This is a genomic window from Deltaproteobacteria bacterium (assembly GCA_016931625.1).
Classification (GTDB): domain Bacteria; phylum Myxococcota; class XYA12-FULL-58-9; order XYA12-FULL-58-9; family JAFGEK01; genus JAFGEK01.
This window is the reverse complement of record JAFGEK010000200.1, coordinates 1-27,000: the sequence shown is the minus strand read 5'-3', so window position 1 is coordinate 27,000 and position 27,000 is coordinate 1. Positions and strand designations below refer to the sequence as shown.

Annotated in this window: 19 protein-coding genes and 1 tRNA gene; 8 read left to right on the top strand and 12 right to left on the bottom strand. The window is 39.7% G+C overall.

The genetic code is table 11. The features are described from left to right. Positions 1–177: 177 nt before the first annotated feature. Entirely contained in the window at positions 178–2,415 is a 2,238-nt protein-coding gene (locus tag JW841_16645) for a YncE family protein (GenBank protein MBN1962562.1), read from the bottom strand. Between the two features lie 273 nt (positions 2,416–2,688). Between JW841_16645 and JW841_16640 the strand changes: the two genes are divergently transcribed. Beyond that, complete coding sequence (locus tag JW841_16640; protein ID MBN1962561.1) at positions 2,689–6,447, top strand: diguanylate cyclase; 3,759 nt, start codon at positions 2,689–2,691, stop codon at positions 6,445–6,447. Between the two features lie 148 nt (positions 6,448–6,595). Further along, entirely contained in the window at positions 6,596–9,232 is a 2,637-nt protein-coding gene (locus JW841_16635) for an MMPL family transporter (protein ID MBN1962560.1), read from the top strand. A gap of 50 nt (positions 9,233–9,282) precedes the next feature. Here the strand turns inward: JW841_16635 and JW841_16630 are convergent, their stop codons facing one another. Further along, complete coding sequence (locus JW841_16630) at positions 9,283–9,801, bottom strand: DUF721 domain-containing protein (protein MBN1962559.1); 519 nt, start codon at positions 9,799–9,801, stop codon at positions 9,283–9,285. A gap of 147 nt (positions 9,802–9,948) precedes the next feature. Here JW841_16630 and JW841_16625 point away from each other — a divergent pair. The 3 genes from JW841_16625 (at position 9,949) to JW841_16615 (ending at position 12,602) form a co-directional block, all read left to right on the top strand. Continuing rightward, a tRNA-Val gene (locus JW841_16625) sits at positions 9,949–10,023 on the top strand. Positions 10,024–10,114: 91 nt separating this feature from the next. Next, on the top strand, positions 10,115–11,824 hold the full coding sequence (locus tag JW841_16620; protein MBN1962558.1) for an arginine--tRNA ligase: 1,710 nt from the start codon (positions 10,115–10,117) through the stop codon (positions 11,822–11,824). Positions 11,825–11,861: 37 nt separating this feature from the next. Beyond that, positions 11,862–12,602 (top strand): SPOR domain-containing protein, encoded by a 741-nt coding sequence (locus tag JW841_16615; protein MBN1962557.1) that lies wholly within the window; start codon positions 11,862–11,864, stop codon positions 12,600–12,602. A 26-nt stretch (positions 12,603–12,628) separates the two neighbouring features. Here the strand turns inward: JW841_16615 and JW841_16610 are convergent, their stop codons facing one another. After that, positions 12,629–13,003, bottom strand: coding sequence for a hypothetical protein (locus JW841_16610; GenBank protein ID MBN1962556.1), 375 nt, complete (start codon positions 13,001–13,003; stop codon positions 12,629–12,631). A gap of 198 nt (positions 13,004–13,201) precedes the next feature. Here JW841_16610 and JW841_16605 point away from each other — a divergent pair, with 198 nt between their 5' ends. The 3 genes from JW841_16605 to lepB are packed head-to-tail and all read left to right on the top strand — an operon-like array spanning position 13,202 to position 16,163. Continuing rightward, positions 13,202–13,387 carry a ribbon-helix-helix domain-containing protein gene (locus JW841_16605; protein MBN1962555.1) on the top strand — a complete coding sequence of 62 codons (186 nt, stop codon included), beginning with the start codon at positions 13,202–13,204 and terminating at the stop codon, positions 13,385–13,387. 34 nt (positions 13,388–13,421) lie between these two features. Beyond that, entirely contained in the window at positions 13,422–15,218 is a 1,797-nt protein-coding gene (gene lepA, locus JW841_16600) for an elongation factor 4 (GenBank protein MBN1962554.1), read from the top strand. 12 nt (positions 15,219–15,230) lie between these two features. Beyond that, positions 15,231–16,163, top strand: coding sequence for a signal peptidase I (gene lepB, locus JW841_16595; GenBank protein ID MBN1962553.1), 933 nt, complete (start codon positions 15,231–15,233; stop codon positions 16,161–16,163). Positions 16,164–16,277: 114 nt separating this feature from the next. On the opposite strand, the gene ubiE is transcribed toward lepB, so the two are convergent. The 9 genes from ubiE to menH all read right to left on the bottom strand — a co-directional run bounded on the left by ubiE (position 16,278) and on the right by menH (position 26,752). Continuing rightward, the gene (gene ubiE / locus JW841_16590; GenBank protein ID MBN1962552.1) at positions 16,278–17,003 is read right to left on the bottom strand and encodes a bifunctional demethylmenaquinone methyltransferase/2-methoxy-6-polyprenyl-1,4-benzoquinol methylase UbiE; all 726 of its coding nucleotides are present in this window, start codon (positions 17,001–17,003) and stop codon (positions 16,278–16,280) included. Positions 17,004–17,019: 16 nt separating this feature from the next. Next, entirely contained in the window at positions 17,020–18,114 is a 1,095-nt protein-coding gene (locus JW841_16585; GenBank protein ID MBN1962551.1) for a polyprenyl synthetase family protein, read from the bottom strand. Between the two features lie 2 nt (positions 18,115–18,116). Next, positions 18,117–19,514, bottom strand: a complete 1,398-nt coding sequence (locus JW841_16580; protein MBN1962550.1) for an AMP-binding protein — start codon at positions 19,512–19,514, stop codon at positions 18,117–18,119. 26 nt (positions 19,515–19,540) lie between these two features. Next, complete coding sequence (menC, locus tag JW841_16575; GenBank protein MBN1962549.1) at positions 19,541–20,647, bottom strand: o-succinylbenzoate synthase; 1,107 nt, start codon at positions 20,645–20,647, stop codon at positions 19,541–19,543. After that, complete coding sequence (locus JW841_16570; protein ID MBN1962548.1) at positions 20,644–21,540, bottom strand: 1,4-dihydroxy-2-naphthoate polyprenyltransferase; 897 nt, start codon at positions 21,538–21,540, stop codon at positions 20,644–20,646. The genes menC and JW841_16570 overlap by 4 nt, the downstream gene beginning before the upstream one ends. After that, complete coding sequence (menB, locus tag JW841_16565) at positions 21,537–22,361, bottom strand: 1,4-dihydroxy-2-naphthoyl-CoA synthase (GenBank protein ID MBN1962547.1); 825 nt, start codon at positions 22,359–22,361, stop codon at positions 21,537–21,539. Before menB ends, JW841_16570 begins: the two co-directional genes overlap by 4 nt. Before the next feature lie 6 nt (positions 22,362–22,367). Continuing rightward, a complete protein-coding gene (gene menD / locus JW841_16560; GenBank protein MBN1962546.1) occupies positions 22,368–24,185 on the bottom strand; it encodes a 2-succinyl-5-enolpyruvyl-6-hydroxy-3-cyclohexene-1-carboxylic-acid synthase in 1,818 nt (605 codons plus the stop codon). 8 nt (positions 24,186–24,193) lie between these two features. After that, entirely contained in the window at positions 24,194–25,780 is a 1,587-nt protein-coding gene (locus tag JW841_16555; protein MBN1962545.1) for an isochorismate synthase, read from the bottom strand. 162 nt (positions 25,781–25,942) lie between these two features. After that, positions 25,943–26,752, bottom strand: coding sequence for a 2-succinyl-6-hydroxy-2,4-cyclohexadiene-1-carboxylate synthase (gene menH, locus JW841_16550; protein MBN1962544.1), 810 nt, complete (start codon positions 26,750–26,752; stop codon positions 25,943–25,945). Positions 26,753–27,000 lie beyond the last annotated feature (248 nt).

Genomic DNA, 27,000 nt, shown 5'->3' with positions numbered 1-27,000 from the left:
GAACAGCTAATGCAACTCTTAAGAAACAGGAGTTCTGAATTCTAACTCCTGAATTCTGGATACTTCTTACGAAACCATCATTTGTTTCTTTTATAGCATTTCCTGGCACCGACGTCGGGTGCGCGGTGAGTAGTTACGATTATTTTAATTGATTAATCATGTGTATTACAAATTTGCCTACTTTTTAATTGGTGTAACCCCGCATAAAAATGGCGCATAATTTTTAATTTCGTAAGTTTTAACTTCATTAAACGCTTTTGAATTTGGGTCACTATCTATAACCCATAAATTTGTTTTGCCTGTTGGTTTGTTAGTGGTTACGTACATTTTATTGCCATAATCAGATGACATAATACTATGCTCTCCACCAGAACTGCCCGCATCGGTAATTGTTTTTATAATTTGGTGATAGCTGTTGTTTTGCGGATTAGTATCAAGAACATCTACCCCACCTGAATCATAAGCGATATAAGCAAAATCATTAAATGGGGTTAGGGCAATACTGCTAGGGTTTTTACTTTTAAGTTCTATTGTTTGAATATCTGTATGGAACCCTTTGCTATTAGAATCAATATTTAAAACCAGAATTTTACTGTTTTGCCAGTCGGTTATGTACATGCGTGTACTGTCTGCAGTAATAGCACAACCTTTTGGTATAGTATCTTTGGGCAAATCAATTATTGCGATGTTCAAATGTCTAACTGTATTAGTAACCCATACTGTAGCAGGACTGGGGTTAATACCTTCAACGACGTTGTAAGCCCTAGTTCCATCTGGGGTAAAGTAATAGCCAATATGTATATTTTCTACTTCAGTAATCTCTAAGTCTTTATCTTTAATTTCTAATACTACACCAACACCTTCGGCTTCTACGTAAGCAAGTTTATTTGAAGGATGTACTGCAATACTATGCAGATTTTTTGCATATGGTGGGGTAATAATTGTTTGCACTTTACCATCAAAGTATAAATAGATCTGCGCGTTTTTATTAATAATCAGGTAAACATCAGTAGCCGCTTTTGGGGCCGGAATAGAAGGGACATAGGCAAAACCGTAAGGTATAGTTAATTGTGTGCCAGTTGGTAGATTCATGGGAACTGGATTTTGAAAATCATTGTCGCTGAAAACCTGGATGGCTTCATTTTTTAAATCGGCAATAAAGATATTTGAATTATACTTGTTTTTAAATCTGACCTTAGCGGTAATACTGGCAAATGGCGCTGCGCTTGCTTCTATTTCGATCTCTTCTATTTCTTTTTTGGTTTCGTATTTAAGTTCTTTAAAAGTAGCTACGCCAGCAATTGCATTTACTTCAGTTGTACCATCAAGTTTGCCCGTACCCTTAATTAATTTAATGCTAACTTGATGATTAGCATTTAAAACTAAGTTGTTTTGTGCATCTTCTATATACACCTCAAACGTAGGCCATTGAGCATTAAGATCTAAAATTTTCGGTAAGGTTACGTTAAAGGCCAAATGATGACATAAGTCGCCATCAAAATTTATTTCGCAGCCGCTATCGGCGATGCAGACATCGATAGTACAAATTTCGTTATCATTGCAGCGATTGTTGTCAGCAAAATATTGACACCCTTGTTTTATATCACAAATATCATTGGTACAATAAATGTCATCAGAACAGCGCGTTGGATCTGGGTTATGCATACATCCATTTACAATATCGCAACTATCGATTGTACAATCGACACCATCATTACAATGAGTATCGTTTGGTGTATATTTGCAGCCAATATCTGGATCACAAGTATCATCAGTACATTTATTTTCGTCAAAGCAAGGGCGGGTGGTCCAACGTGACCTACTAGTCTCAGGTGAACAGATAAGGCATTTATTGTCGGGTTTGCTGATGCCAGAGGCAACTTCTTCAACAGTACCATCATCGTTAGTATCAAGCAGGCAGCCACTTAAACAGCCAGGACAAGATGCACAGGTTTTTTCTGAAGTTGCATAAACACATTCACCATCAATACATTCACCGATAGGGTTACTAACAATTAAGGTATTGTCATTGGTGCATTCTGGCTCTGGTGTAATATCACAGAGTTTTTTAGTATCTGGATCACAAGCGCCTTGCTCGTTGCAAGTACCGCTGGTGTAACATTTGTTATCTGGTTGGCAGGCACTACCAGCGGTTTGTAACTCGTATACACAATATCCTGCCTTGCAATATGCGCCCGCTAATAGTTGACATGAAGTAACTGGGCTTTGGCAATTATCATCTTGTTCACATTCATTGCCGCCAAGTCTGCAATAACCATCATCACACTTATATGCTTTAGAAGGGCAATCAAATTCGGTATTGCATAATATGACGTTTGCTTTTTGGTTTTGTTCTTCAAACGGGCATCCGATAAAAAACATCGCTGCCATAGCAATGCAAGATATACGAAACATGTGGCAATCCTCCACGTCAAATAGTTAAAATTATTTTAAGAGGATTAATTGTAATAAATTGTAACACAAATAGAGTCTATATGCAAATGTAGGCGATGGTAGTAGATACATAATATTCTCTTATACATTTTAGTCCTTTCTAATATCAAGGTTAGTCGTTATTTTTTTTCTATAATTATGAATTAGTAAACTTATTGCTTACGAAGTTTGAAAACATGGGGCTATTCGTGGACAATAGTAAAAGTGGGGAGAAAGCTTATAACTATTAAAAACATGAAACGAAAGACAGTCGCTTTCATTTCTGAAAACGCGTTTGATTATTATCAGACACGTATGCTCTCTGGTGCAAGGAGCGCGGCGAATGAGCTTGATTTAAATTTGGTGCGTTTTTCTATTGAAAATAGTCTTTATCCCAACCGTTTAAATGATCAGCTTGAAATCGTTGTTTCTCTAATGCAAGAGTTTAATCCTGATGGATTGATGTTTCTTGGTTGGAGTGGAGATATTCAGAATCGTGAAAAAGAGTTTCTCACTATGATACGTGAGAGATTCTTTATCCCAATAGCTAGTATAGGTAGAGTTATAAATGGTGTTCCATCTATTCGTATGAGTGAGGGTTGTTTTAATCAACTACTCGAACATTTATATAATGAGCATCAATTTCGTCGTATCGTTTTTATAGAACCGCATAATCCAGACGACCGTTATCAAGAATATGTAAAGTTTATGCAACAACGAGGGATATATGACGACTCATTGATAGTTCACGCCAATATTCTTACAGAATGTAACGACTGGTTATTTAAAAAACGCGCCATAAGAATTGCCGAAATACTATTAGATGAAAGGAAAATTATTCCCGACGTAATAATGTCAATGTTTACATATGAGGCGTTTTTTCTATTAGAGGAACTCAAGCGGAGAGGTTTCAATATCCCCGAAGACATTGCATTGACCAGTTGGGAAGATGGAGAGCGCGGCAGATATGCAACCCCATCGCTTACTTCTGTTTATTATCCGTTTTTCGAGCAAGGCTACGAAGGGGTAAAACTTATTGCACGTCTTTTACGTGGTGAAGATGTACCAATGTCAAATAGCTTTGGTGGTAGTCTCAACATTAGACGTTCTTGCGGATGTGTGCCTGAGAAGGTGGGACGCGCATATATACATAACGCTCAACCACAGAAAACTAAGTCTTTAGATTTTATATCAAACAGGCAATTACTACTTGATGAGTTAAATAAATCAATAAATATACTTAATAGTGATGAACTCTTAGAATCATTCGAGACGCAGCTGCAAAGTTTTGATGGACAAAGTTTTATTAGGTATATTGAGAAAAAAATTCATGCTAATATCTCAGACATTTTAAATATTTATACGATTCAAGATGAGGTTTTAACATTTAGGGCGATTATTTCCCCTTATCTTGGAGAACAAACCAAACAAATAAATAATACCTGTAATATTTGGCTACAAAGTCAAATTGTTATTCAAGAAAATATTGAGGGTGCATTAGGGCTAAGTCAAACTATTGAAAAAGGAAACTCGTATATAAGGCAAGAAATCGGACATGGCATTGTTACATCTTTAGATCTACAAAAGATTTTAAATATATTTGAAAACGGGTTATGGAAGATCGGCGTTACTAATTGTCTTATTGTGCTTCATAACCAAAAAAACTTTGAAAAAGGTGAAAGCAAACCTACCTTTATCTATTTAAATCAACAAGGTGTATCTCAAAATGATGCAAGGTATAAGCTATCAAGCAAAGCTTTAATTTCAAAAATGCTTGCTGATGAGACAACAAATCATACTTTGCTGTCGTTTATCATGCATATCAATTTTGAACTAGTTGGTTACATAATTTTTGAAATTGAACCACAGAGTGAAGACGAAAGTGTATTTCACTTACTATCGTCTCAATTATGTAGCTCCATTTATGGAGCAAAAATGCTAAGCACACTTAGACGTATTAATAACGATTTAAGCTCAGCGCAGACAAAAATAATTAAAAATATGCAAGAAATTCAAGAGAAAACTGTGGCTCTTGAACAATCAAATGAAAAGCTATCGCAGCTTGATAGCCTAAAAAATGACTTTTTCGCAAATATCACCCATGATTTTCGTTCACCACTTACGGTTATTTTGAATAACGCCGAATTAGGCCTTAAAAATGAGACTGAATATTCAATACCGATGGTGAAAAAACGATATTCAGCCATAGTAAGCGCATCATTAAAACTTAAAGAGATAATCGATAGGCTATTAGAATTAGCTAAAATGGACGCTCAAGGCGTCAAATTAAAAATCCAAAAAATTGATATTAAAAAATATTTAATAAAAACCGCAGATTTTTTTCGTTCTGCCGTATCTTCTTCAGCGATTGAAATTAAAATTGACTTCCCCTATGAGGGAAGTTCAAACTTTTATACTGACCCCGTTAAACTTGATGAAGTTTTACATAACGTTCTTTCAAATGCCATTAAATATGTAGACCCCAATAAAGGTCTAATAACCATCTCTTTTTCTGAAGATGTTAGCAGATTCGCAATAAAAATTGCTGATAATGGTATTGGTATTCCTAAGGATAAACTTGAAACAATATTTAATCGTTTTGAGCAATTAGATTCAGCACAAGGTGGATTATATAAGGGTACTGGTATCGGTCTTGTTTTTACGCGCCAGCTGGTGGGATTTCTGGGTGGCACTATACGAGCAGAGTCAGAGGGGTTAGGCAAGGGTGCTAACTTTATTATTGAACTTAATAAAATACCACCGAGTGGTTTAGTAATAGATAATACAAGCCAATATGAACCAGAAATTGAACAATCTGACCTAAAATATAAACAGGCACATGACATTATTGAAACAAGTCTATTAGAAAGACTTAATGATAATGAACCGATATATCATTTCGGACAATTAAATAGAGATAATGAATTTGATCCGAAAAAAGGAGTAATCGTAGTAATTGATGATAATTGCTATATACTCGAGATAGTACAAGAATACTTACGTAATGCCGACTATAACAATTATGTGCTGGCCAATAATGGTAAAGCTGGCATAGAAGCTATTTATAATACTCATCCTGATTTGGTTTTAAGTGACTACAATATGCCCAAAATGCGGGGCGACCAAATACACGATTTATTATGTACCAATCCTGATTTTATTGACCTGCCTTTTATTTTTATGACCGCAGTATCAAGTCGAGAAATCATTCTTGACCGTCGTCTTAAAGGAGCAATAGGTTTTTTAAAAAAGCCGCTAAATGAAAGGGAGTTCATTGTTAATGTTAATGCGGCCATGAAAAAACATATGGAGTTTAAAAAAATATTAAAACAAGCAACAAGCGACAGTCTGACGGGTTTAGCAAACAAACAAACAATTTTTTCTTATTTACTCGATAAATTATGTCTGCGGATTTATAGAAAGATATCTGTTATTTTTCTTGATATTGACAATTTTAAAGATTGCAATGACACTTATGGGCATCAGACCGGTGATATAGTACTTGCTTCTATCGGAAAATTAATTGCAAAAGTGTTGCGTAGTTATGATCGAGCTGGGCGTTTTGGAGGTGAAGAATTCCTTATAGTGCTACCAGAGGCTGATATGCAAGCGGCGCAGATTGCTGCTGAAAAATTATGCGAATTAATAGCAAAACAAACTTTTAATAAAGGCGACAAAACATTCTCTATAACAGCAAGCTTTGGTGTAGCATCGCTTACGGATAATGAATCATATATTAGCAATAATTTAAAAATAACTAAGTTGAACGAGATATTTGAGGTTGTTGATGTTACCAAGGCTGATTGGGAATACATTGATTCCCTTAAAGAAAAAATTGCCATATTATTAATCGACATGGCTGATAAAGCTCTTTATCAAGCCAAGCAAACAACTTGTAAAAGTTGTGGTTACTCCTCGACCAAATGGCATGATTTTCAAAATGGTAAATGCTCCAATTGCGAGAGTTTAAAATTAAACATAGGACGTAATCGTGTAGTTGGTTTTAAAGGTTAGAGATATATCAGAAATGCTCCTTAATTATTAAAAAATAGTTGCTATTAATTTATATTAATTTGGTAATTAAGCATTAACAAGCAGTATGGATAAAAAATCGCTTACCTCTGGCATTTACCTACGTTTATGCGTTAGTGGCATTAATTAGATGAAAACTACAAAACGACGCCGAATATTTGATGCTATTGCCAAAGCATATGCTCGATTAATTGTAACACACCCAGGTAAGGTATTATTACTGCTGTTAGTTTTAGGAACAGCTTCTTTTTATAGTGCCACGCGTTTAACTCTAAATACCAATCAACTCGACTTAATTTCGCAAGAAATGCTTGAAGTCAAAGCAGTTAAGCGAATTATCGATATGGTGGGGGGAACTGGGCACCTGATTTTAGCCTTACGTTCAGATAACGAAAAACAACTAAAAACCGCCGCCGATGATTTAGCTGCGCTTATTGAGACTGACCACGAACATGTTCGTTCGCTTACTTACAAAGTGCCGGTCGATTTCTTTCAAGAAAACATGGTGTTATTTGTAAAAACCGCAGACCTATTAGAGGCCAAAAAACGTATTATGAATTTTGTGCGTGACCAAATTCGGCGCGCCAGTCCGTTTTTCTTTGAATTAGTTAAAAAAGAACCAGTCAAACTCGACCTTAAAGACCTTATCGAAAAATATAATCACGTCGGCAAAAAAAGTATTGTTGACGATTATTATATATCTGGTGATCGCAAGATGATTATCTTGCTAATCAAACCAATGTGGGATGCTAATGACCTAGGCCGCACCAAAGACTTAGTTGAACGCCTCGATAAATTATTTATCGATTATTCAAAAACTAATCCGCATGGCATCAAGTTAGTTGAAGACTATAAATTAATTGGTTCAAACGGCACCATTGCCTATGGTTACACCGGCCAATATAAGACCAATGTTGACGATTCGTATGCCATTGCTCGTTCGCTTGAGCCGGTTACCGGTTTTGCCTTTTTGGGAATAATTCTAATAACCTTGCTTTTCTTTAGGCGTTTGGCACCGAGTATCATTGTCATCTTTGGCACAGCATTGGGTACCATTTTAACTATGGGATTCACCTATATAACAATCGGTCAGTTAAACATGGTTACTAGTATGCTAGGCGGCATACTTATGGGCTTTGGCGTCGATTTTGGAATTCATTTTACTTACCGTACGCGTATCGAACTGGGGTTAAACAAGCCATATGATCAGGCTATACGTGATGCACTTTTTTATGCAGGCCGCCCAGCCACGGTAGCAGCAGTAGTTACTGGTGGTTCATTTTTCATTTTAATTTTGTCGCAATTTCGTGGCTTTTCACAATTTGGGTTTCTTGCTGGTTTTGGCACCATTATTATTGGTCTGACTTTATTTTCATTTACCCCCGCAGTGCTAGCTTTGTTAGGACGGAGTTGGCCCAAGTTACCCGAAAAGTTAGTTGGTCGTATGGAGCCGTTATCAGCAAAACAGAGTGGTGAAATTCGTATTCCTCATCCTAAATTGGTTTTAAGTATTGCAGCCGCAGTTGTGCTAATCTTGTGTGTTTTCGCCATTCCTTGGCGTGATGTACCAGTCATTATGGGGAAAAAAGCTACTTTAAGTGAGCGGTTAACAAGTGGTGTGCGGTTTAATTACAATACCCGTGCGCTTATTCCAGAAGATGAACCTTCAGTAAGACTACAAGACGAAATCAACGATCGCTTTCAAATATCATCAGATCCCACCGCTATTTACACACGCACGAAAGAAGAAGCCAAAGAAGTTTGGGATGAAATAAAAGGTCACCCTGACAAATATTCAACTATAGACCAAATAGTTTCAATGTACTCATTTGTGCCTGATCCAATAAATGCTAAAAATAACGCCAAGATACTTGAAGAATGGCAAGAAGAACTTAAAGAAATCGATACCTCTTTAGTACCTGAGAAATTACAATCTAAGTTGCCGTTATTTAATAAAATTATGGCGGCGCGACCTTTTAATGTTAATGGTTTACCTGATGACTTTATACGGCGTTTTCGCGAGCAGCCAACAGCCAAACCTGAAAATAAAGGTTATCTAACTTATATTTATCCGCGTGTCGATTTAATGGATGGTAAACAACTTTTAGTCTTTGCTGACCAAACCGGGGTGATTCGCACCAATAGTGGTCGTGAATTTCGTTCAGCGGGGTTATCGATTTTATATGCCAAACTAGCTCGTATGGTTATTTGGGATGGGAAATTAGCTTTAATTCTGACGACCATCTGGATTTTAGGAATGCATTTTTTGGACTTTCGCTCGATCAAGTTGGCGTTAGCTTCAGTTATACCTTTAGGGGTAGGTCTGATTATGACTCTTGGAATTATGGCGCTTAGTGACCATCGCCTCAACTTTATGAATATCATCATTTTACCAATTTTATTGGGTTTTGGCGTCAGTCATGGTCTTTACTTGCTACATCGTTTTCTCGAGGGTACTTCGCCAATTGTAGCGTTGCGTTCCGTGGGCGCCGCCGTGGCTTCATCGACTTTGGCAGCAATATCTGGTTTTGGCTCACTTGCTCTGGCGAGTCATCAAGGCTTGAATTCAATGGGATTTGTTGCCTGTTTGGGTCTTACCACGACACTTATAGTTTCGTTTACCGTACTTGCCGCTGTTTTGCAGCTGCTTCATGACCACCGTATTAAAATCAAGACTGCAGAAATGGCACAATCTAACGAAGCGGTTAGTGGGCAATTTGCTGATGAAGAGCAATCTGCCAAGCTAGAGAAAGAACGGGTAGGGTGAAGAACCTATATGTTTAACCACTTTCTTTTAAATATAGACACATCAAGTGTTTAAAACTTGCTGTGTCGTTTTTTACCGTGTTCTGAAGTATTGAGATAACGAGACGCTTTTAAATGTAGACACATCAAGTGTTCAAAACTCGCTCGAACTTCATCATCTTTTATAGGCAAACTATTTGCGTCGGCTATTTCTTGTTCTTTTGCAGTAGATAGTTGATTTAGCCAAGGTGGTTTGCGAACTTCACTTAAGCGTCGCACTGAACCTGCTACCACACGAATTTCACGAACTATTTTTTTACCTAAAACATCATTTAGGCGATTTATTATTTCAGCTTTTAAAAAGGTTAATTCATTTTGCCACGCTGCTGAGCTAGCTTTAACTCGCAAGACACCCCGCGAAAATCCGTCTGGTTCAGTGTGCCGAGCGGTTTGTTTGCCAACAGCTTTAGTCCAGATTTGGCTAATCATTAGTCGCCGTGCTTGGTCAGATAAACCAGTTTTACCAAGTGCTGCTAGTAGGGCATCACCAGCGCTAACGAAACTCAGGTCTTTTGAGGTTTGTCGAGGCAATCAGGTGACTCCTAAAAGTAAAAAATCTAAATGATATGAGTATTATATTACATCGACAAATCAAAGCTATTTCGAGTTGTACATAGTTAAAATGCACTTTTTTGCTTGACCATCACGGTGAAATCGGTAGAAAGCGTCAATACAATAGGGCGCATAACTCAGCGGCAGAGTGCCATCTTCACACGGTGGAAGTCACTGGTTCGAACCCAGTTGCGCCCACCATTTTAATGTACCTCAAATACAATTGATGCTAACGCCGGTAATTTGACGTAAGCCGATACATCTGTAGGATCTCATATTAGAAGGCCAAAAAATGCCCAGTTTTACAACGATAAAACAAAAACTAGAAGAAAAATTGCATGTCGCTGTTGCTCAATTGCATGGTGAACATGGGCTTGAAGATGTGCCATCGGAGGTTTCCCTACAACCTCCTAAACAAGCAGAACACGGTGATTATGCTGCTAATATCGCTCTTGCACTTGCTAAAAAGTTCAAACAACCGCCACGTGTTATTGCGACTAAATTGCAAGAAAAACTTGGTGATGCCAACGGATTATTAACTAAAACAGAGGTAGCGGACGCTGGTTTTTTAAATTTGTTTGTTTCTGACGATGCATGGCGCGAGTCTTTAGCAGGTATTCTTGCGGCAGGCCCAGATTTTATTAAAACCAATGCAGGTAGAGGCGAGCGGGTGCTGGTTGAATTTGTCAGTGCTAATCCAACTGGCCCATTACATATTGCACATGGTCGTGGCGCGGTAACCGGTGATGTAATTTGCAATATGCTTGCAGCTTCTGGATATAAAGTTGAGCGAGAATATTATGTTAATGACCTCGGTAATCAATGCGATATTATGGCGCGCTCAATCTATTTGCGATATGGCGAACTATTTGGGCGAGAATTTGTTGCACCAGAAGATTTCTATCCAGGTGAATATATTGGTGATATCGCCAATGAGATAAAAGAAAAGCATGGCGATAAATTTCTTAACGTCATTGAAGATGATTGGTTGCCGATTTTTCGCGACGCGGGTATTGAAAGTATGCTCGTTCGCATCAAAGCAGATCTTGAAAGCTTTGGGGTACGTTTTGACCGTTTTGTTTCTGAGCGCGAGTTAACTGACCGCCTTGGTTTAACTGATATCGTTTCACGACTGAAAAAATCGGGTCATATTTATGAAGAAGACGGCAAAAAATGGTTTCGTACTACTGACCTTGGCGATGACAAAGACCGCGTAGTAGTTCGTGAAGATGGTCGGCCAACTTATTTTGCCTCTGATATCTTATACCATGACGATAAAATGCAACGTGGTTTTAAACAACTTATTGATATCTGGGGTGCTGATCATGGCGGCTATATTGCGCGAGTTAAAGCAGCAATGGTGGCTACTGGCTGGGACGCTAACGCCTTAGATGTATTGCTAGTGCAAATGGTTTCACTATCTCGTGGTGGTGAAGCTGTGCGTATGGGCAAACGCTTAGGTACGGCAGTATGGTTGCGTGAGGTTATTAGTGAGGCTGGTTGTGACGCTACTCGCTATTTCTTTATTATGCGCCGCTCTGATGCCCAATTAGATTTTGATCTTGAACTGGCGGCTAAGAAATCTCTAGATAATCCAGTATATTATGCGCAGATGGGGCATGCCCGGATGTGCTCTATTGCTCGTCGTGCAAGTAGTATGGGTATTGCGCAACCAATATACAGCGAGGGCACCTTCGATGCATTAGTTCTACAGGCTGAATTAAATCTTATTAAAATGATGGCCTTGGCACCAGAAGTAATACGTGATGCGGCGCTTTTGCGTGAGCCGCATCGTATTGTTCATTATGTGCAAGAACTGATAGCACAGTTTCATAGTTATTATACTAAATATAAAAATACTGAGCGGGTTATTTCTGATGACCCGGATAAAACTAAAGCAAGATTATTGTTATGCCGTGGCTTACAAGTAACGCTTAAGGCCTTATTAGAAGATATTCTTGGGGTACAAGCGCCAGAGCAAATGGCTATTGAAGAGTTTTAAAATTGGTAATTTGACTTTTTTAAGGAGTGCAACAGCCATGCGTGATAGCAGACGTATTCGAGAACGAGTAGAAGTAAGGCTTGAGCGTATGCAGCTTATTTGGCTGACGCTGGGAGCCGTTATAGCGCTTGGCGCAGTATTTGCGTTGGGGATGATGGTAGGTAAACGCGCTGCGTATATTGAAGCGCGTAATGCCACACGTGATAGCATCGCTGAAATAGATGCTGATGGTGAACGGCTGCAAAAATTAACTTTTTATAATAAGTTAACCGCACCTTCAGAAGAAGCACGCAGCAATCGTAAAGAAATGCAAGCGAAGTTAAAAACTGAAACGGCGTCACCTATAGTCTCACAAAATGTTGACGAGACTACTGCATCAGCAGTTGAGCAAATTGAAAAAGGAAAAAAATTATCAAATACTGAACCAAAGGCAGCAACACCAGCGCCAACAGAAATTGTCAATTCACCACCTACGATGAGTTCTTCGCATAAAGTAAAAGATACTGATTTGATTGCGGCACTTGGACGCGGTCCAGCACAACCAGGGGAATTTACGGTCCAAGTAAGTTCTTTTCAGACCATTGAAGAGGCAAAGGCCTATGCTGCTTCACTTGAGCGTAAAGGCTATCGTCCGTTTGTTATTTCTTCAAAGATCAATGGTAAAGGCACTTGGTATCGTGTCCGTATGGGTAGGTTTAAAGACGTTGAAAAAGCCAAAGATGCTAAAGCGTTGTTAGCTCGCGCGGATATACCTGCTTGGATCCTTAAAGCAGATTAGGAACACCCCCCTGATTACAATTAAAGCTATAAATTTTTAGGGTTTAATAACACACGTCCCAAATCACGCTTCGCGGTATCAATTCGCAACCGCAAGACCTTGTCAATCAATGGATTACTTAACACTAATGTTAAAATATAGTGCGCGGCAATTGCTTCTAAACGTACAGCATCGTTTTCGTTTTGAGATAGTACAGTAGAACCACATTCGTCACGACAAATGTGGCCCAAATCAAGCTTTTTACCAAAATGGGTATCAGATACGACCGCAATACTATCGATATCTCCACAAGAGGCGACACAGATACCACTGCGATCATGAAGCATTGCTGCTTTGATCTCACCCAGAGCAACTAATCTATCAAGTATTTTGGTGATATTTTTAGTTATCTCACTAATCATTGAATCTTTCTTCGTTTAATTAGTTAAAAACAAAAGACTTTTTTTGCGTTTACGACTCTTACAATTTAAAAACGTATTGTGATTTGATACTTACATTCATGCTAGGCAGTTTGTAGTTATTGTCAAGAACGTATGTGAGCATTGACATGCCTTACCATGCATTCTATGTAGGGTAGGCTTGTCGGCGAGGTGCTAATTTTGTCAGAAAACGAGAAAAAAATATCAACCACGGTGTATATCACTAGAGGTCAAGCAGAAAAGCTTAAACAGCTGCACGAGCGTACACGTGTGCCTGTTGCAGAATACATTCGCCAGGGTATTGATTTGGTTCTTAAAGCAAACGCTGAAAAGCTTCCTGGTCAACTAACACTTGTAGATCGTTAAAACCGGTAATAACCGGTGTAAAATTTGCCACTTCATGACTCTATCAAAAATTCGCAATTTCTCGATTATTGCGCACATTGACCATGGCAAAAGTACTTTTGCCGACCGTGTCCTTGACGTGTGTGGTGCAGTAAACGACCGCAATCGCCAAGACCAATTATTAGATAAAATGGAACTCGAACGCGAGCGCGGTATCACCATAAAAGCTCAAGCGGTACGTTTAAAATTTAAATCACAAGATGGTAATGAATATCTTTTTAATCTTATTGATACACCCGGACATGTAGATTTCACTTATGAAGTTTCACGTTCATTGTCGGCTTGTGATGGTGCTATTTTAATAGTTGATGCAACTCAAGGCGTAGAAGCACAGACTCTTGCTAATGCCTATTTGGCTATTGATAGCAATCTTGAAATAATACCAGTAATTAATAAAATCGATTTAGCTAGCGCGGATGTTCAGCGCGCCAAAGAAGAAATAGAAGAGATATTAGGTCTTGATAGCAGTATTGCTATAGCTACATCAGGTAAAACTGGTCAGGGTGTGTCAGAAGCTCTTGAAGCGGTAGTGCGTTATATTCCACCACCGCAAGGTGAACGTGATAATCCACTTAAGGCTTTATTGTTTGATTCTTGGTATGATTCTTATCGCGGTATTGTGATGCTTTGCCGTGTGCATGATGGTGTAATTAAAAAAGGTGGTCGTATTAAACTAATGCGTATGGGGGGAATATTCGAAGTACAAGAGGTCGGTGCATTTACGCCATTTGCTGAAAAACTCGATGAATTGGGGCCTGGTGAAGTTGGTTTTGTAATTGCTAATATTAAAGAAATTCACCAAACCCAAATTGGTGATACTATTACTGATCCAGATAAGCCATGCCGTGAACCATTAGCGGGATTTAAAGAAGCCAAGCCAATGGTATTTTCTGGTATTTTTCCAGTAGACCCAAAAGATTACAGTGAGCTTAAAGAAGCTTTAGAAAAATTGCAGCTAAATGACGCTTCATTTCATTTTGAGCCCGAGACTTCGCAAGCATTAGGATTTGGTTTTCGTTGTGGATTCTTAGGGCTTTTGCATATGGAGATAGTTCAAGAACGGCTAGAGCGTGAATATAATATTGATTTAATTACCACAGCCCCAACCGTAGTTTATCAGGTTTATACGCAAGATGGTGAAGTGTTGGCTTTAGATAATCCTGCGAAATTGCCGGCAGTTCAATCTATTGACCATATCGAAGAACCACTAATTTCTGCACAAATTCACATACCGCAAGAATTCGTTGGCGCAATTATGAAGTTATGTGAAGAGCGTCGTGGTCGCCAAAAAGATTTAAACTACGTTGGGCATGACCGAGTAATGTTACGCTATGAATTACCATTATCTGAAGTCGTTTTCGATTTTTACGACCGACTTAAAAGTGTTTCGCGGGGTTATGCCTCATGGGATTACGAATTAGCAGGTTATCAAACTGCAGATCTTATTAAATTAGATATTTTAGTTAATGGCGAAATAGTTGATGCGCTTTCAATCATTGCACATCGCGATAGAGCATTTATGCGTGGACAACAGTTATCTAGTAGGCTTAAAGAACTGATACCACGTCAACAATATGAAGTAGCAATACAGGCGGCTATCGGTACCAGGGTAATTGCTCGAACAACAGTAAAAGCTTATCGAAAAAATGTCACGGCTAAGTGTTATGGTGGTGATATTACCCGAAAGCGCAAGTTGCTAGAGAAGCAAAAAGAAGGCAAAAAGCGTATGAAAGCCATAGGATCAGTAGAAATACCGCAAGAAGCTTTTCTTGCTGTTCTAAAAATGGAGTAGAGGTATGTACTTATGAATTACTCAGTGTCTCGTTGGTTCGATTTTAAACTCCGTGCTGCGCGTAAAGAAGCAAAAACTCGAATAAAAGAGGCTAATCGACTTATCCGCCGCGGGGGAAAACATTTAAATGCAAATATAGGGAAAGAAATAGATGATGCGGTTGCTGCGCTAGGCGATGCAAGACAACGCGGTGAAATGGCAGTAATGCGCAAAACCGGTGATAAACTTGAGGGATTATTAACAAAACATTTATCCGCATTTAAAAAACCAGCATGGCGAGAGTCTTTTGAATCTATTTTTATCGCTGTACTTGCCGCATTACTATTACGTGCATTTGTTATTGAAGCATTCAAAATTCCAAGTGGCTCAATGATTCCGACATTGGCAATTGGTGATCAAATTTTTGTTAATAAATACATTTACGGTATTCGTATTCCTTTTACCTCTATTCGAATTATTGATTTTGGTATGCCAAAACGTGGTGATGTTGTGGTGTTTATGGTGCCAATCGAGCCTCATGAGGATTATATTAAGCGAGTTGTAGGTCTGCCTGGTGATGAGATAATGGTTCGTAACAGTATTTTATATATAAATGGCAAAGAAGTTCCACGCGTTTTTAAAGGGAGAGTAAACGAGCTTGACCGCGAACGTATTGATGGACCTTGGCATAGATTTGCCGCTTATGCTTATACCGAAATTTTAGGTGGTAAAAGCTACACTGTATTACAAGATGTAAATTTGCCCATAACTGCTGCAGATTTTGGCCCTGCAATAGTACCTGAGGGTCATGTGTTTATGATGGGTGATAATCGTAATCGTTCATATGATAGTCGCTCTTGGGGGTCAGTACCTCTTTCTAATATTCTCGGGCGTTCATTATTTGTTTGGTGGTCGTGGAGTAAAGACGGATTAAATACCGAGCGTTTAGGCACCTGGATTGAATAATTGTTTTACAAAATGATCCCGATTTTAAAGGTGGACTTGATGAAGCTCGCATTTATAATCATGTGTTAACCGATAAAGAGATTTTAGAAATATATGAGTATGAAAAGCAGTAGTTTATTTCTCTGCTATGAACAGATGTACTACTCCGAAACAAAAATGCTCTATAGCTGTAATATGTAAACCAGCGGTTTGCATCATTTGGGCAAATTTATCTGCGCCTGGAAATGTAGCAATTGAGTCACGTAAATATTTATACTCATGTGCCCCAGCTAATAAACCACCAATGCCAGGAATTATATAGCGCAAATATAATTGTGCGAGTTTGGCAAGACGTCCTTGTTGGGTTTTTGCCAATTCAAGAATCAATACTTTGCCATCTTTGCGAGTAACTCGAGCTATTTCAGCCAAAGCTTTTTGACGATTAGGCACATTACGAATACCGAAACTCATACATACTGCATCAAAGCTAGCATCAGCAAATTGTAAATCTTGGGCATCACCAGCTATGAGGTTAATACGATTTTCAAGACCGGCATTTTTAATTTTTTTGCGACCAATCTCAAGCATAGCTAAACTTGGATCAACACCGATGATTGTTGCTTGAGGGTAGCGATAAGCAATTTGCAGAGCGACGTCGGCTGTACCAGTAGCTAAATCAAGTACATTGGCAGGGCCACCTGAGATTGCCAGCTTTTCGATCTGCGCTCGACGCCAATGCTGGTCTTGACCTATACTTAAAATACGATTGAGTAAATCATAGCGTTTTGCAATTTTATCAAACATCTGCCCGGAGCCATCTAGCGGTTCACTCGGGGAATTTAATTTATTATCGTTGGTCATTAGGGAACACCCTTAGTTAGTGTTCACGTTCAACCGCAGCATCAATAACAACTTGTATGGCATCACGTGCTTTACTTGCTGGTATTTTTTCAAGAGCACGACGCGCAGCTAAAGCTTGTTCTTTAGCAAAATTACGAGTGTCCTCTAAAGCACCTAATTGCTGAGCTTGTGTAACAATATGCAATAGCCTGCTTGCATCATTGAGTTCATCAGAGTTCATCAGTTCTCGTAATTCATTTAAAATATTTTTATCACGTTCGGCTGCCAAAATAAGGGGCCAGGTAAGCTTACCTTCGCGCAGATCAGTTAATGCAGTTTTGCCAGTGTTAGACTGATTGCCTTCAAGATCAATGATATCGTCAATTAGTTGAAAAGCCAAACCCAAAGCCACGCCGGCTTGGCTTAAAGCATAGACCGCTTGATCATCAAGTGCAGCTAAAGTACCGCCAGCGGCAAGCGACCAGCGAAAAAGGGCGGCGGTTTTACCATTAATCACTTGTAAATATGCGTCTCGATTAGGCTCAAAGCGACCACGACGTTCAAGTTGAATAGCTTCGGCAGCTACCATTTCGTTAATTGTAGAAAACAAATTATCAAGCAAAGATAGCTTATTTGTACGACGAACTAGACGCAACGCTTCAATCAATAAATGGTCTCCAGCAAGAATACTTACAGAATTGCCATAAACCATGCGAGCGGTAAGGGCACCACGACGTTCGGTACCTTCATCAATAACATCATCATGAAGTAAAGTTGCAGCATGAACAAGTTCACTAGCCACCGCAATATCACGAGCATGTTGTTCGTTGTAATCATTTGCTAAGCGAGCACTTACCAAAACGCATATTGGTCGAATTCGCTTACCACGACGACCGAGTAAATGCAGGGCTGCTTGAGTAGCGATGTTATTTTTATCCTTATCGTTCTTATTGCTTTGTTGTAAATTCGTAATGCAGTTTTCAAGCTCACTTAAATCATCTGCAAGCCATTGCTGTACTTGAACTAAACGTTCAACGAGGTCTAAGTTACCCGTGCGCTCATTTACTGTTTGTAACGGCGAAAAAATAGAATTTTCACCTGCGGAACTTGCCGCATTATTTTGAATACTCACTTTTACTGACTCCTATCATTGGCGTCTTTTATTAACAAAGCAGCTTCACTGCGCAAGGCGCCACGCGCTATTTTACCAAGCGATGTCTGTTCTATTATTTGACGCCAAAAAAAGTGGCGCGGTATAGCATAATTTGGCAAAGCTTTAGCACAAAATTCCATTAACTCACTATCATTCGGTCGCTTTTTATCGTCGCTACTAACTAAAAACGCCGCTGGTGTTTCGCCCCAGCTAGCATTATAAATACCGACGACAGCGGCGTTAGCAACGGCTTCATGCTGACACAAAACCTGTTCTACTTCTTTAGCAATTATTTTTTTTCCGCCAGTAATAATAACATCATCAATGCGACCTTTTATTTGGATATTACCATTTGATTCTATGGCTCCAATATCGTGAGTAATAAAATTACCATTTGGTGCTAAAGGCCCTGCAACAGTTAGTACTTCATCTTTATCGAGGTGTATGCTTGCAAAAGGCAGCACAGGTCCAACACTATCCGTATCAGGAATAACCCCAGGGAATGCGGTTGCCACCTGAGATGCTGTTTCACTCATCCCCCAGCTAATGGATATTGGAGCATTAATTGCTTGGCAACGTAAACGTAGGGACTGATTAGTTGCAGAGCCACCAATTAAAATGGCACGTAAAGACGATGGGAAGACGGTATCATTGCGAGCGTCAAGGATACGCTCGAGCATAATTGGCACTAAAGAAATAAGATTTATTTTACCTGAATCAATGTGTTTATTTATAGTAGTCGCATCAAATTTTGGCAGTAGATGCACATGGGTGCCATAAAAAGCACTTCGCCAGATAATCGCAGAGCCACCAACATGCCAGAGTGGCAAACAAGCAAGCCATGAATCATTTGGTAGCAAGCCAAGTCTGGTTGCCGAGCCAAAAGCACTAAATAGCAATTGTGAGGTTGATAGAGTTATTGATTGTGGTTTACCGGTTGTAGTACCTGAGGTCAAAATGCATAGTCGTGGCTCATTCAGCGGCCAAAAACGCTCAGCAATACGGTCGCTATTACCTTGTGCATGAGTAGGAATGATATTAAGAGATGCAAGCGATTTTAATAGCACCGAATCACAACTTTGTGTTGCTATTATAAATTCTGGCTGCAACGTATTTAACGCTCGTTCTAATTCAGCGTTGGTTGTGGCGGGTATTGTATAGGGTAGTGGCGCGACAACAGCACCTATCCAACTAATAGCATGATAAGCTACAACCCAATTAAGATCTGCCGGCCCTACTAGTCCTACAACGCTACCTACTTGAACATCATGATTTACGAGCGTAAAGGCAAAAGAATTAACTGCATCAAGCAACTGCTGTGCTGATAGTGAACCATCTTTTGCAGTAATTACTGTATGTTGAGGCCGTGAGCGTGCCATGCTCGCAATTGGATGCGGTATAGTAATCATTGCATTTCATCTTTTTGGTGGGCAGTAATACCAAGTCCGTTTGCTAATGGCAGGGCAATTGCTAACCCACGACTATGAGATTGTGGTTGTAAAACTTGTTGGTTGTTAGCTACCGGTTTAGTGCCATCATTAGCGATGCATCCAGTGAATCCGCAGGCTAAAGGTTCTTTTGCTAATGCTGCAGCAAGATGCAAAGCACCGGAGCGGCCAATTGCACTTTCAAACATTGAAGTAATTATTACTTTAATTCCAGCTTGATTTGCTTGTCGGGCCATATGATTTGCCACAAGCAGTCCACCAACCATCATAGGTTTAATTACCACAACGTCGGCTATTTGATTTTTGATTATGTTAACTAAGTCAGTTTTACAACGTAGTCCTTCATCAATAGCAATACAGGCACCAGTGCGACGACGAAGTTCTAAAAATTCATCTTTATCACTAGTAGCTGCTAATGGTTGTTCAATAAGATTGATATTGAGTTTTTGCCATCGAGTGAGCGCTTTTGTAGCTGTTGCTAAATCCCAGCCACCATTTACATCAATATTGATAAAAGCATTAGGGCCAACTGCTTCGCGTATTTGGTATAAACGTTGCTCATCATTTAAAAATGGATCTGCACCAATTTTAATTTTGAAATGTTGGGCTTTGCATGTTACAGCAGCTTTGGCGCTTTTAACATCACTAATTAATGCATGTACGATAACTTCTTGACGCGCTAATGGTGATAGCAATTTAGCAAGCGAAATTGAGCGGTGTTGAGCTATTAAATCAAGCAAAGCTAATTCAAGTGCCGCAGCAGCTTCGCTAAAATTTATTTTACTTTGTAGCAATTGCATAAATGCGCTTTTTGATAAGGCGTCCCATTGTACATCCCAGATAAATGAGTTGGGGGCGATAGTTTCATTTAAGCATTGTTCAACTTGCAACAACGTCGAACCCCAACCAGGCCAAGGGGCAGCTTCACCAAAACCACAACGACCATCACTGTCTATTAATTTTAATATAATCCCATCACGTTTTCTTACAGTAGTTGATGACGTTACAATAGGTTTACTACATGGTGATGAATAACGATGTAAAAAAGCGCCTTTTAATTTCACAAAAGCGCTCCGATTGCCAAAGTGATACCAAAAAATAATTCTAATTTGGCGGTGAGTGCTAAATAAGGGTTAAGTGCACGACCGTTTAACCGAAAGATAGCTCTAATATTTTTTAATGCCAAAGGCAGAGTAAATAAAGGTAATAAACACCAAATTTGCAACCAGCTATAAAACCAGCCAATGATTAATAGCGAATAAGATAAAGCTATTAAAATCGTATATTCAATCCGCGCAGCACGAGAGCCGAAGCGTACGACTAATGTTTTTTTGCCTGCCTGTTTATCAGTTTTACAATCGCGTAAATTGTTAACCACTAAAATGGCAGTTGCTAATAAACCAACAGGAATTGCAGCAAGCCATGCCTGAAAACTTATAGAGTTAACTTGTAAAAAATAAGTTGTAACCACCGCTATTGGCCCAAAAAAAATAAAGACGAATACATCACCAAGCCCCACATAAGCTAAAGGCCAGGGCCCACCAGTATAGGCAATACCAGCGATGATGCTAGCGATGCCTACAATAGCGATTGGCCAACCTCCAGTTAAGATAAGGAAAATACCAAATAATGCGGCGATGGCAAAACTAAGCAACGCAGCTTTTAGTACTGTCGCTGCACTAAGCCATCCTTGTTGGGTCGCGCGCAGTGGCCCTAAGCGATCAGATGTATCAGCACCTTTTTTAAAATCAGCATAGTCATTAAAATAATTGGTACCTATTTGAATAAATATGGCACCAAATAAAGTCGCTATCGCAATAAACGGAGAAAAACCCCCTTGTCCCAAAGCTACACCCGAACCAACTATTACTGGCACGCATCCAGCCGGTAAAGTGGCAGGACGAGCTGCCAACCATAAAGCTTTTATGGCTATTGGTTTTTGTTTTACTATGGTCATGGTAGGCGGGGAAATTTTTTAAAATTTGGTGGTCTCTTTTCAATAAAAGCTTGTTTACCTTCTTGAGCCTCATCAGTCATGTAAAAGAGCATAGTGGCATCGCCTGCAAGTTGTTGTAGACCAGTTTGACCATCAACATCAGCATTAAGTCCAACTTTAAGAAAACGCAAAGCAATGGGGGAGTGCTGTAAAATGGTTCTGCACCAAGCTATCGTTTCGTCCTCAAGCTGTGATAATGGCACAACTTTATTGACTAAACCCATTTCTAAAGCTTCTTGGGCATTATATTGTTGACATAAATACCATATCTCTCGTGCTTTTTTCTGGCCAACAATACGAGCTAAATATGATGCACCAAAACCTGCATCAAAACTACCAACTTTAGGGCCAGTTTGGCCAAAGACGGCATTTTCTGCGGCTATAGTTAAATCACAGACAACATGAAGCACGTGTCCGCCGCCAATAGCAAAACCTGCCACCATGGCAATAACTGGTTTAGGCAGGGTGCGAATGAGTCGCTGTAGTTCAAGAACGTTTAATCTGGGCACGCCATCATCGCCAACATAACCAGCTTTGGCACGAATTTTTTGGTCACCGCCTGAGCAAAATGCCTTGTCACCTTTGCCAGTTAATATGATGACGCCAACATTGGCGTCTTCTTTGGCGTCACTAAAAGCTTCGATAAGCTGCTTTATGGTTTGAGGTCGAAAAGCATTGCGCACTTCGGGACGATTTATGGTTATTTTGGCAATACCATCAGTGCTTTTGTGGTATTCAATGTCAGAAAATTTACCAGTCTCTATCCAATTTATTGTAGTCATTATTTGCTACTCTCCTTCAGTTGTCATTACAGCTAAAATAGCACGCTGCACATTTGCTGCAGCTTGTTTATGTTGTTGAACGTTGTGTTCTAAATCAATGTTAAGACCAATTACATATACACCCGGTCTTTGTTTGATTTGCTCTGTTATCTGTTGCAGATAATTGTTTAGCTCAACATAAGATGTGGCATGCTGCCAGTTAGCATCTGATGCTTTTACCAGTGCTTCAAGGTTAGCTTTTTGGTCGGTACGAAAATGTTTTGCAAAAGAATAGGGATGTTCAGCAATTGGCAAGAATGAAAAAATTCCACCACCACTATTGTTAATTAGAATTATTACTAATGGAATTTGCAGTTGTGTAGTAACGCGCAAAGACGAAAGGTCGTGCAGGAAAGCCAGATCACCGAGTAGCAAAAAATGTAACCGTTCAGGTTCAGCTATAGCCTCGCCAGCAACAGTGGCAATTAAACCATCTATGCCATTTGTACCACGATTTGCATAAACTTTAATATCTTTTTGCACGTAGGGAGCAAAGTCATCAAGGTCACGTATGGGCATGCTACTGGCAATATGCAAAGCTGAGTTGTTGGGTAGATTCGCTGCCACAATGCGGGCAACACCACCTTCCCAAAAGCCAGCAGTACATATGGCCTCTAACTCTTGTTGTGCTGCAGCATCAGCGCGTTGCCAATATTGCAACCAGCTTAGGCTTTTTGCGTCGTGGTCACACAAAGGGGAATCGAAAGATTTAAATACTGCTGAGCATAACTCTTTAGGGTTTGCCACAACTAACATAGCTGCATTATGACTCGGGTCGTGCCAAACACCCGATTCGTTAATTAGGATAATTTTGTCTAAACCAACTTGTGCCAACCAATTTTGCAAAGCTTTGCTAGTTGGTGTTTGTCCAAAACGTACAATTAAATCGGGAATGGCATTATCAACAAACTCGGGTACTCGTAGAATCAGATCTGCTGCAGCAATGACTAGATTTTGGCCGTTTTTAGCTGTGCTAAAACGCAGTTGCGAAGTTGGTTCTGCAATTATCGGCCAGCCCAATTTAGCAGCTAAGCAATAAATACTATCTGCCAATTTATAAGCCGGAGCTATAGGCCCACAAACAATTACCCCTCTTGGCGCATGGGTAAAATGTTGCACCAGCGTTTTTACCATATTGTCATCGACAGTGCTTTTAGAGCGAAGCACTGATAGTTTTTCTATAGGGGGAGGAGTTTTTGGTGTTGATTCTGGTAACTTGGAGTCTATCAGCTTGTTTGACCACAATGGCTCGCGAAATGGTATATTGATATGAACCGGGCCTCTGGGATTTTTACAAGCGGTATCTACCATACGTGCTGCAACTTGGCGCAACCAAAGCTGTGGATTTTGTTCTGCTGCTGGGGCAGCCAAATCTATAAATGCTCTTACATGTTGGCCGTAACTATATGATTGTTCTACGGTTTGTAGAGTGCCACAATGATGCAATTCAATTGGTCGATCGGCCGTGAGAACAATCAGAGGGATATTAGAATAATTTGCTTCGATAATTGCTGGCAGATAATGAGCTGGGGCACTGCCAGATGTACATACCAAGGCCACCGGGTTACCGCTAGCTTTAGCGATACCTAACGCCATAAAACCCGCAGTACGTTCATCAAGAACTGTAGTAATATTAACACTAGGGCAATCAGCCCACGTTAATACTAAAGGTGTACTGCGTGAGCCAGGAGAAATGACTACCTGATTGACTTTGCAAGCAGCCAAACTTTGGATGAGCGCCTGAGCATGGCCACGATTTTTTGCAGCAATAATTACATCATTCATGATTTGCTCTAGCTGGTTGCGAGGTTGTCATTTTGTTGATGAACTATCATTAAAGAGTCACGCATAGTAGCAAGTTTTAGTTCGGTTTCTTGCCATTCTGCTTGAGCATCTGATTGTGCAACAATACCAGCACCGGCGAATATATATGCAACGTTTTTCTTTACTAGCGCCGAACGAATGGCTACCGTAAAGGTAGCATTGCCATTGAGGTAAAGGTAGCCCAAAGAACCCGCATACCAACCACGAGCGAGTGTTTCATTTTCACATAACCACCTATTTGCTTCAGCTATTGGCCAACCACATACAGCAGGTGTGGGGTGCAATTGTGACGCCAGTTTTATTGGGTTAATTAGGTCACGTAATTTACCAGTAACTTTTGTTTCAAGGTGTTGCATTTGCGGAAGAAGACATAGTTGCGGTGAACTGTCGATATAAAGTGTTTCGCATAAAGGCGTCAGTATCATGCGTAAATGGGTAACTACCGTTTCATGTTCTATGCGGTTTTTATTACTAGTGAGCAGTTTTTCTCCTAAACTGTTATCCTCATCGATTGCTTCACCGCGCTTGATAGTGCCAGCAATTGCATGTGTTTCAATAAGTTTGCCTGTCAATGTAAATAGTCGTTCGGGGGTGGCACCAATAAAGACTTCATCACCATTTAAGCTAAAAGCAAAAATTGTTGTTAGATGGGAGTATTCGGCACGTAAACGAAGCAAAGTTGCTGGTACATCAAACCGAGCCTCTGAAGGTGTGTGCAATGAGACGGCTCTTGCTAATACTATTTTGTCAATATTTTTATTTTGCAATGCTGCACGTGCATTAGCAACGCGTTTTTGAAAGTCTCTTTCATCTTCAAGCGGTTCTAATTTTAGCTTAGCACTATTGCAGTGGTTATTATCTAATTTGTCTTTTTTATATTTTAGTTGCTTGTTAATCAGATGATCATATCGTTGCAATAAAGAGTTAATTAAGTGCTGCAATTGATTTGCAAGCTTTGCAAGTTGCTTTGCTGTAGGCGGTGTTGGTAGTGCAATAAAATCCGCAAGCGACAAACAAATAGATAAGACACAAAAACAATTTGGCATATCTTGTTTATCAACTATAGGCTGCCAGATGGATATTTTTGGTAAAACAATGCGGGCATCAGGCCATTGTTGCCATAGATGAGTAATCGCGTGGGCATCGTGATAATTATTATACCCAAAACCTGCTAAAATTAGAGGTGTTTCGTTATAGTTAATGGAATTTTGGTTGTTGGTTTTGGTTATGACAATATTCTGCAAAATAGTTTGATAATATTTTTCAGCTAATTCCCAGCAATTTTTACCATTAAATGATTTGCTCGTAGTTTCGCCCATTGCAAGTAAACAACCATGTTCATCATTTATAGCGGCAAAAGATTCATTGGTAATGGCAGTTGATGGTAAAAATAGCCAAGGGTCATCGAGCTTAATTTGCAATCTAAAACACAGCCATTGTGCAGGCTTAGTACGATGAAGGGTAGAGTGGTGTTTAAAAGCATTAGTCAGCAATTGTAAAAGTTCAGCCTCGCAGGGCATATCTGCTGGCAAAGTGAAAGAAGATGCAAAGTCCACTGAAACCTATATGTTTTATAAAAGAAAAGTACAAAGTTGCGATTTTACTGCAACCTAACAATGCTTTATCTTTATGACAACTGTGTACTTAAGATCTACGCCAACCTGCAGCGCAGTATTAAGCGGCAATTTGCTGGTCACCGATAAAAACTTGAGTGTATATTAACTGAGAAACTTTGTTAACAAATCAACGTACTTTTGTGTATTTTCTAGGTTTGGTGTGTGACCACAGCCAGCGATTATCTCATGTCGTGCTTGCGGTAATTCATGCGCCATGGCTTTGGCAATGCTGGTAAATTTTTGGTCTCTGGCACCAGTGATTAACAATACCGGCATCGATACTTTCTTTAATTCGCCCCAATAGCTTGGCTGTATACCTAGACCTAATCCGCGCAATGCAGCAGCTAGGCCTTTAGCACTATGGCAGCGCCGACGAGAAGCGAGGGTGTTTTTTAGCTCTGCAGGTAATTGTGCAAGTCCACCAAAGAGGGGTAAATTTTCCCAATAGGTAATAAAGCTATCAAGGCCATCGCGTTCGAGCATTTGCGCCAGTTCTACATCTTCAGCTCGGCGTCTGGCACGCTCTGTTTCGCTTTTAAGACCAGGAGAGGCGCTTTCTAAAATGAGATGATTAATGCACTCTGGTCTTTTAAGCGCTAAACCCAAAGCCAATCGCCCGCCTTGAGAATAACCAAGCAAATCTACTTGTCGGCGTTTTAAACTGTATTTGTTGATTATCTCATCGATAACCACAACTAAGGCTTCAATAGTTGCTTGCCAGCCGCTAATAGCTGACGGTGGCGGTGGTGCATTATTATGACCAGGTAAATCTAAACTCACAAATGTACGTTTTTGTTGAAGCGATGTTTTTTGCAAATGTGAAAAACTAGTACGGTTGCCAGTAAAACCATGTAAAAACAGCAGAATTTGCGATGAGTTATGATCAATAGAGATGTCATAATTAAGTTGCATGACGTTTTATTTTGGCCTTTATGAATTTTTTGTAGTCTTTATTAGCAATAAAAAAATGTATATTGACGATATACGTGTTAATATGAACTTTAAATTAGGGGGTGTCCCTAAATGTCTCCCGTCGATCTTCGCGAAATCCGCTACTTACGACCGCGTGCTCGCAAAAATCCTGCTTGCGACTTGCCACAAGCAAGCCTCAGCATGATTTTGCTGCGCGCGCGGCCATCGTTTACGCGGCTTTCGTGAAT

Bases quoted from the DNA above. Each gene is read 5' to 3' on its own strand.
- JW841_16610 (MBN1962556.1), bottom strand. From the start codon at position 13,003: ATGATTAGTGAGATAACTAAAAATATCACCAAAATACTTGATAGATTA.
- JW841_16635 (MBN1962560.1), top strand. From the start codon at position 6,596: ATGAAAACTACAAAACGACGCCGAATATTTGATGCTATTGCCAAAGCA.
- menD (MBN1962546.1), bottom strand. From the start codon at position 24,185: ATGAATGATGTAATTATTGCTGCAAAAAATCGTGGCCATGCTCAGGCG.
- JW841_16640 (MBN1962561.1), top strand. From the start codon at position 2,689: ATGAAACGAAAGACAGTCGCTTTCATTTCTGAAAACGCGTTTGATTAT.
- lepB (MBN1962553.1), top strand. From the start codon at position 15,231: ATGAATTACTCAGTGTCTCGTTGGTTCGATTTTAAACTCCGTGCTGCG.
- JW841_16580 (MBN1962550.1), bottom strand. From the start codon at position 19,514: ATGGCACGCTCACGGCCTCAACATACAGTAATTACTGCAAAAGATGGT.
- menB (MBN1962547.1), bottom strand. From the start codon at position 22,361: ATGACTACAATAAATTGGATAGAGACTGGTAAATTTTCTGACATTGAA.
- ubiE (MBN1962552.1), bottom strand. From the start codon at position 17,003: ATGACCAACGATAATAAATTAAATTCCCCGAGTGAACCGCTAGATGGC.
- JW841_16645 (MBN1962562.1), bottom strand. From the start codon at position 2,415: ATGTTTCGTATATCTTGCATTGCTATGGCAGCGATGTTTTTTATCGGA.
- JW841_16620 (MBN1962558.1), top strand. From the start codon at position 10,115: ATGCCCAGTTTTACAACGATAAAACAAAAACTAGAAGAAAAATTGCAT.
- menH (MBN1962544.1), bottom strand. From the start codon at position 26,752: ATGCAACTTAATTATGACATCTCTATTGATCATAACTCATCGCAAATT.
- JW841_16570 (MBN1962548.1), bottom strand. From the start codon at position 21,540: ATGACCATAGTAAAACAAAAACCAATAGCCATAAAAGCTTTATGGTTG.
- lepA (MBN1962554.1), top strand. From the start codon at position 13,422: ATGACTCTATCAAAAATTCGCAATTTCTCGATTATTGCGCACATTGAC.
- JW841_16615 (MBN1962557.1), top strand. From the start codon at position 11,862: ATGCGTGATAGCAGACGTATTCGAGAACGAGTAGAAGTAAGGCTTGAG.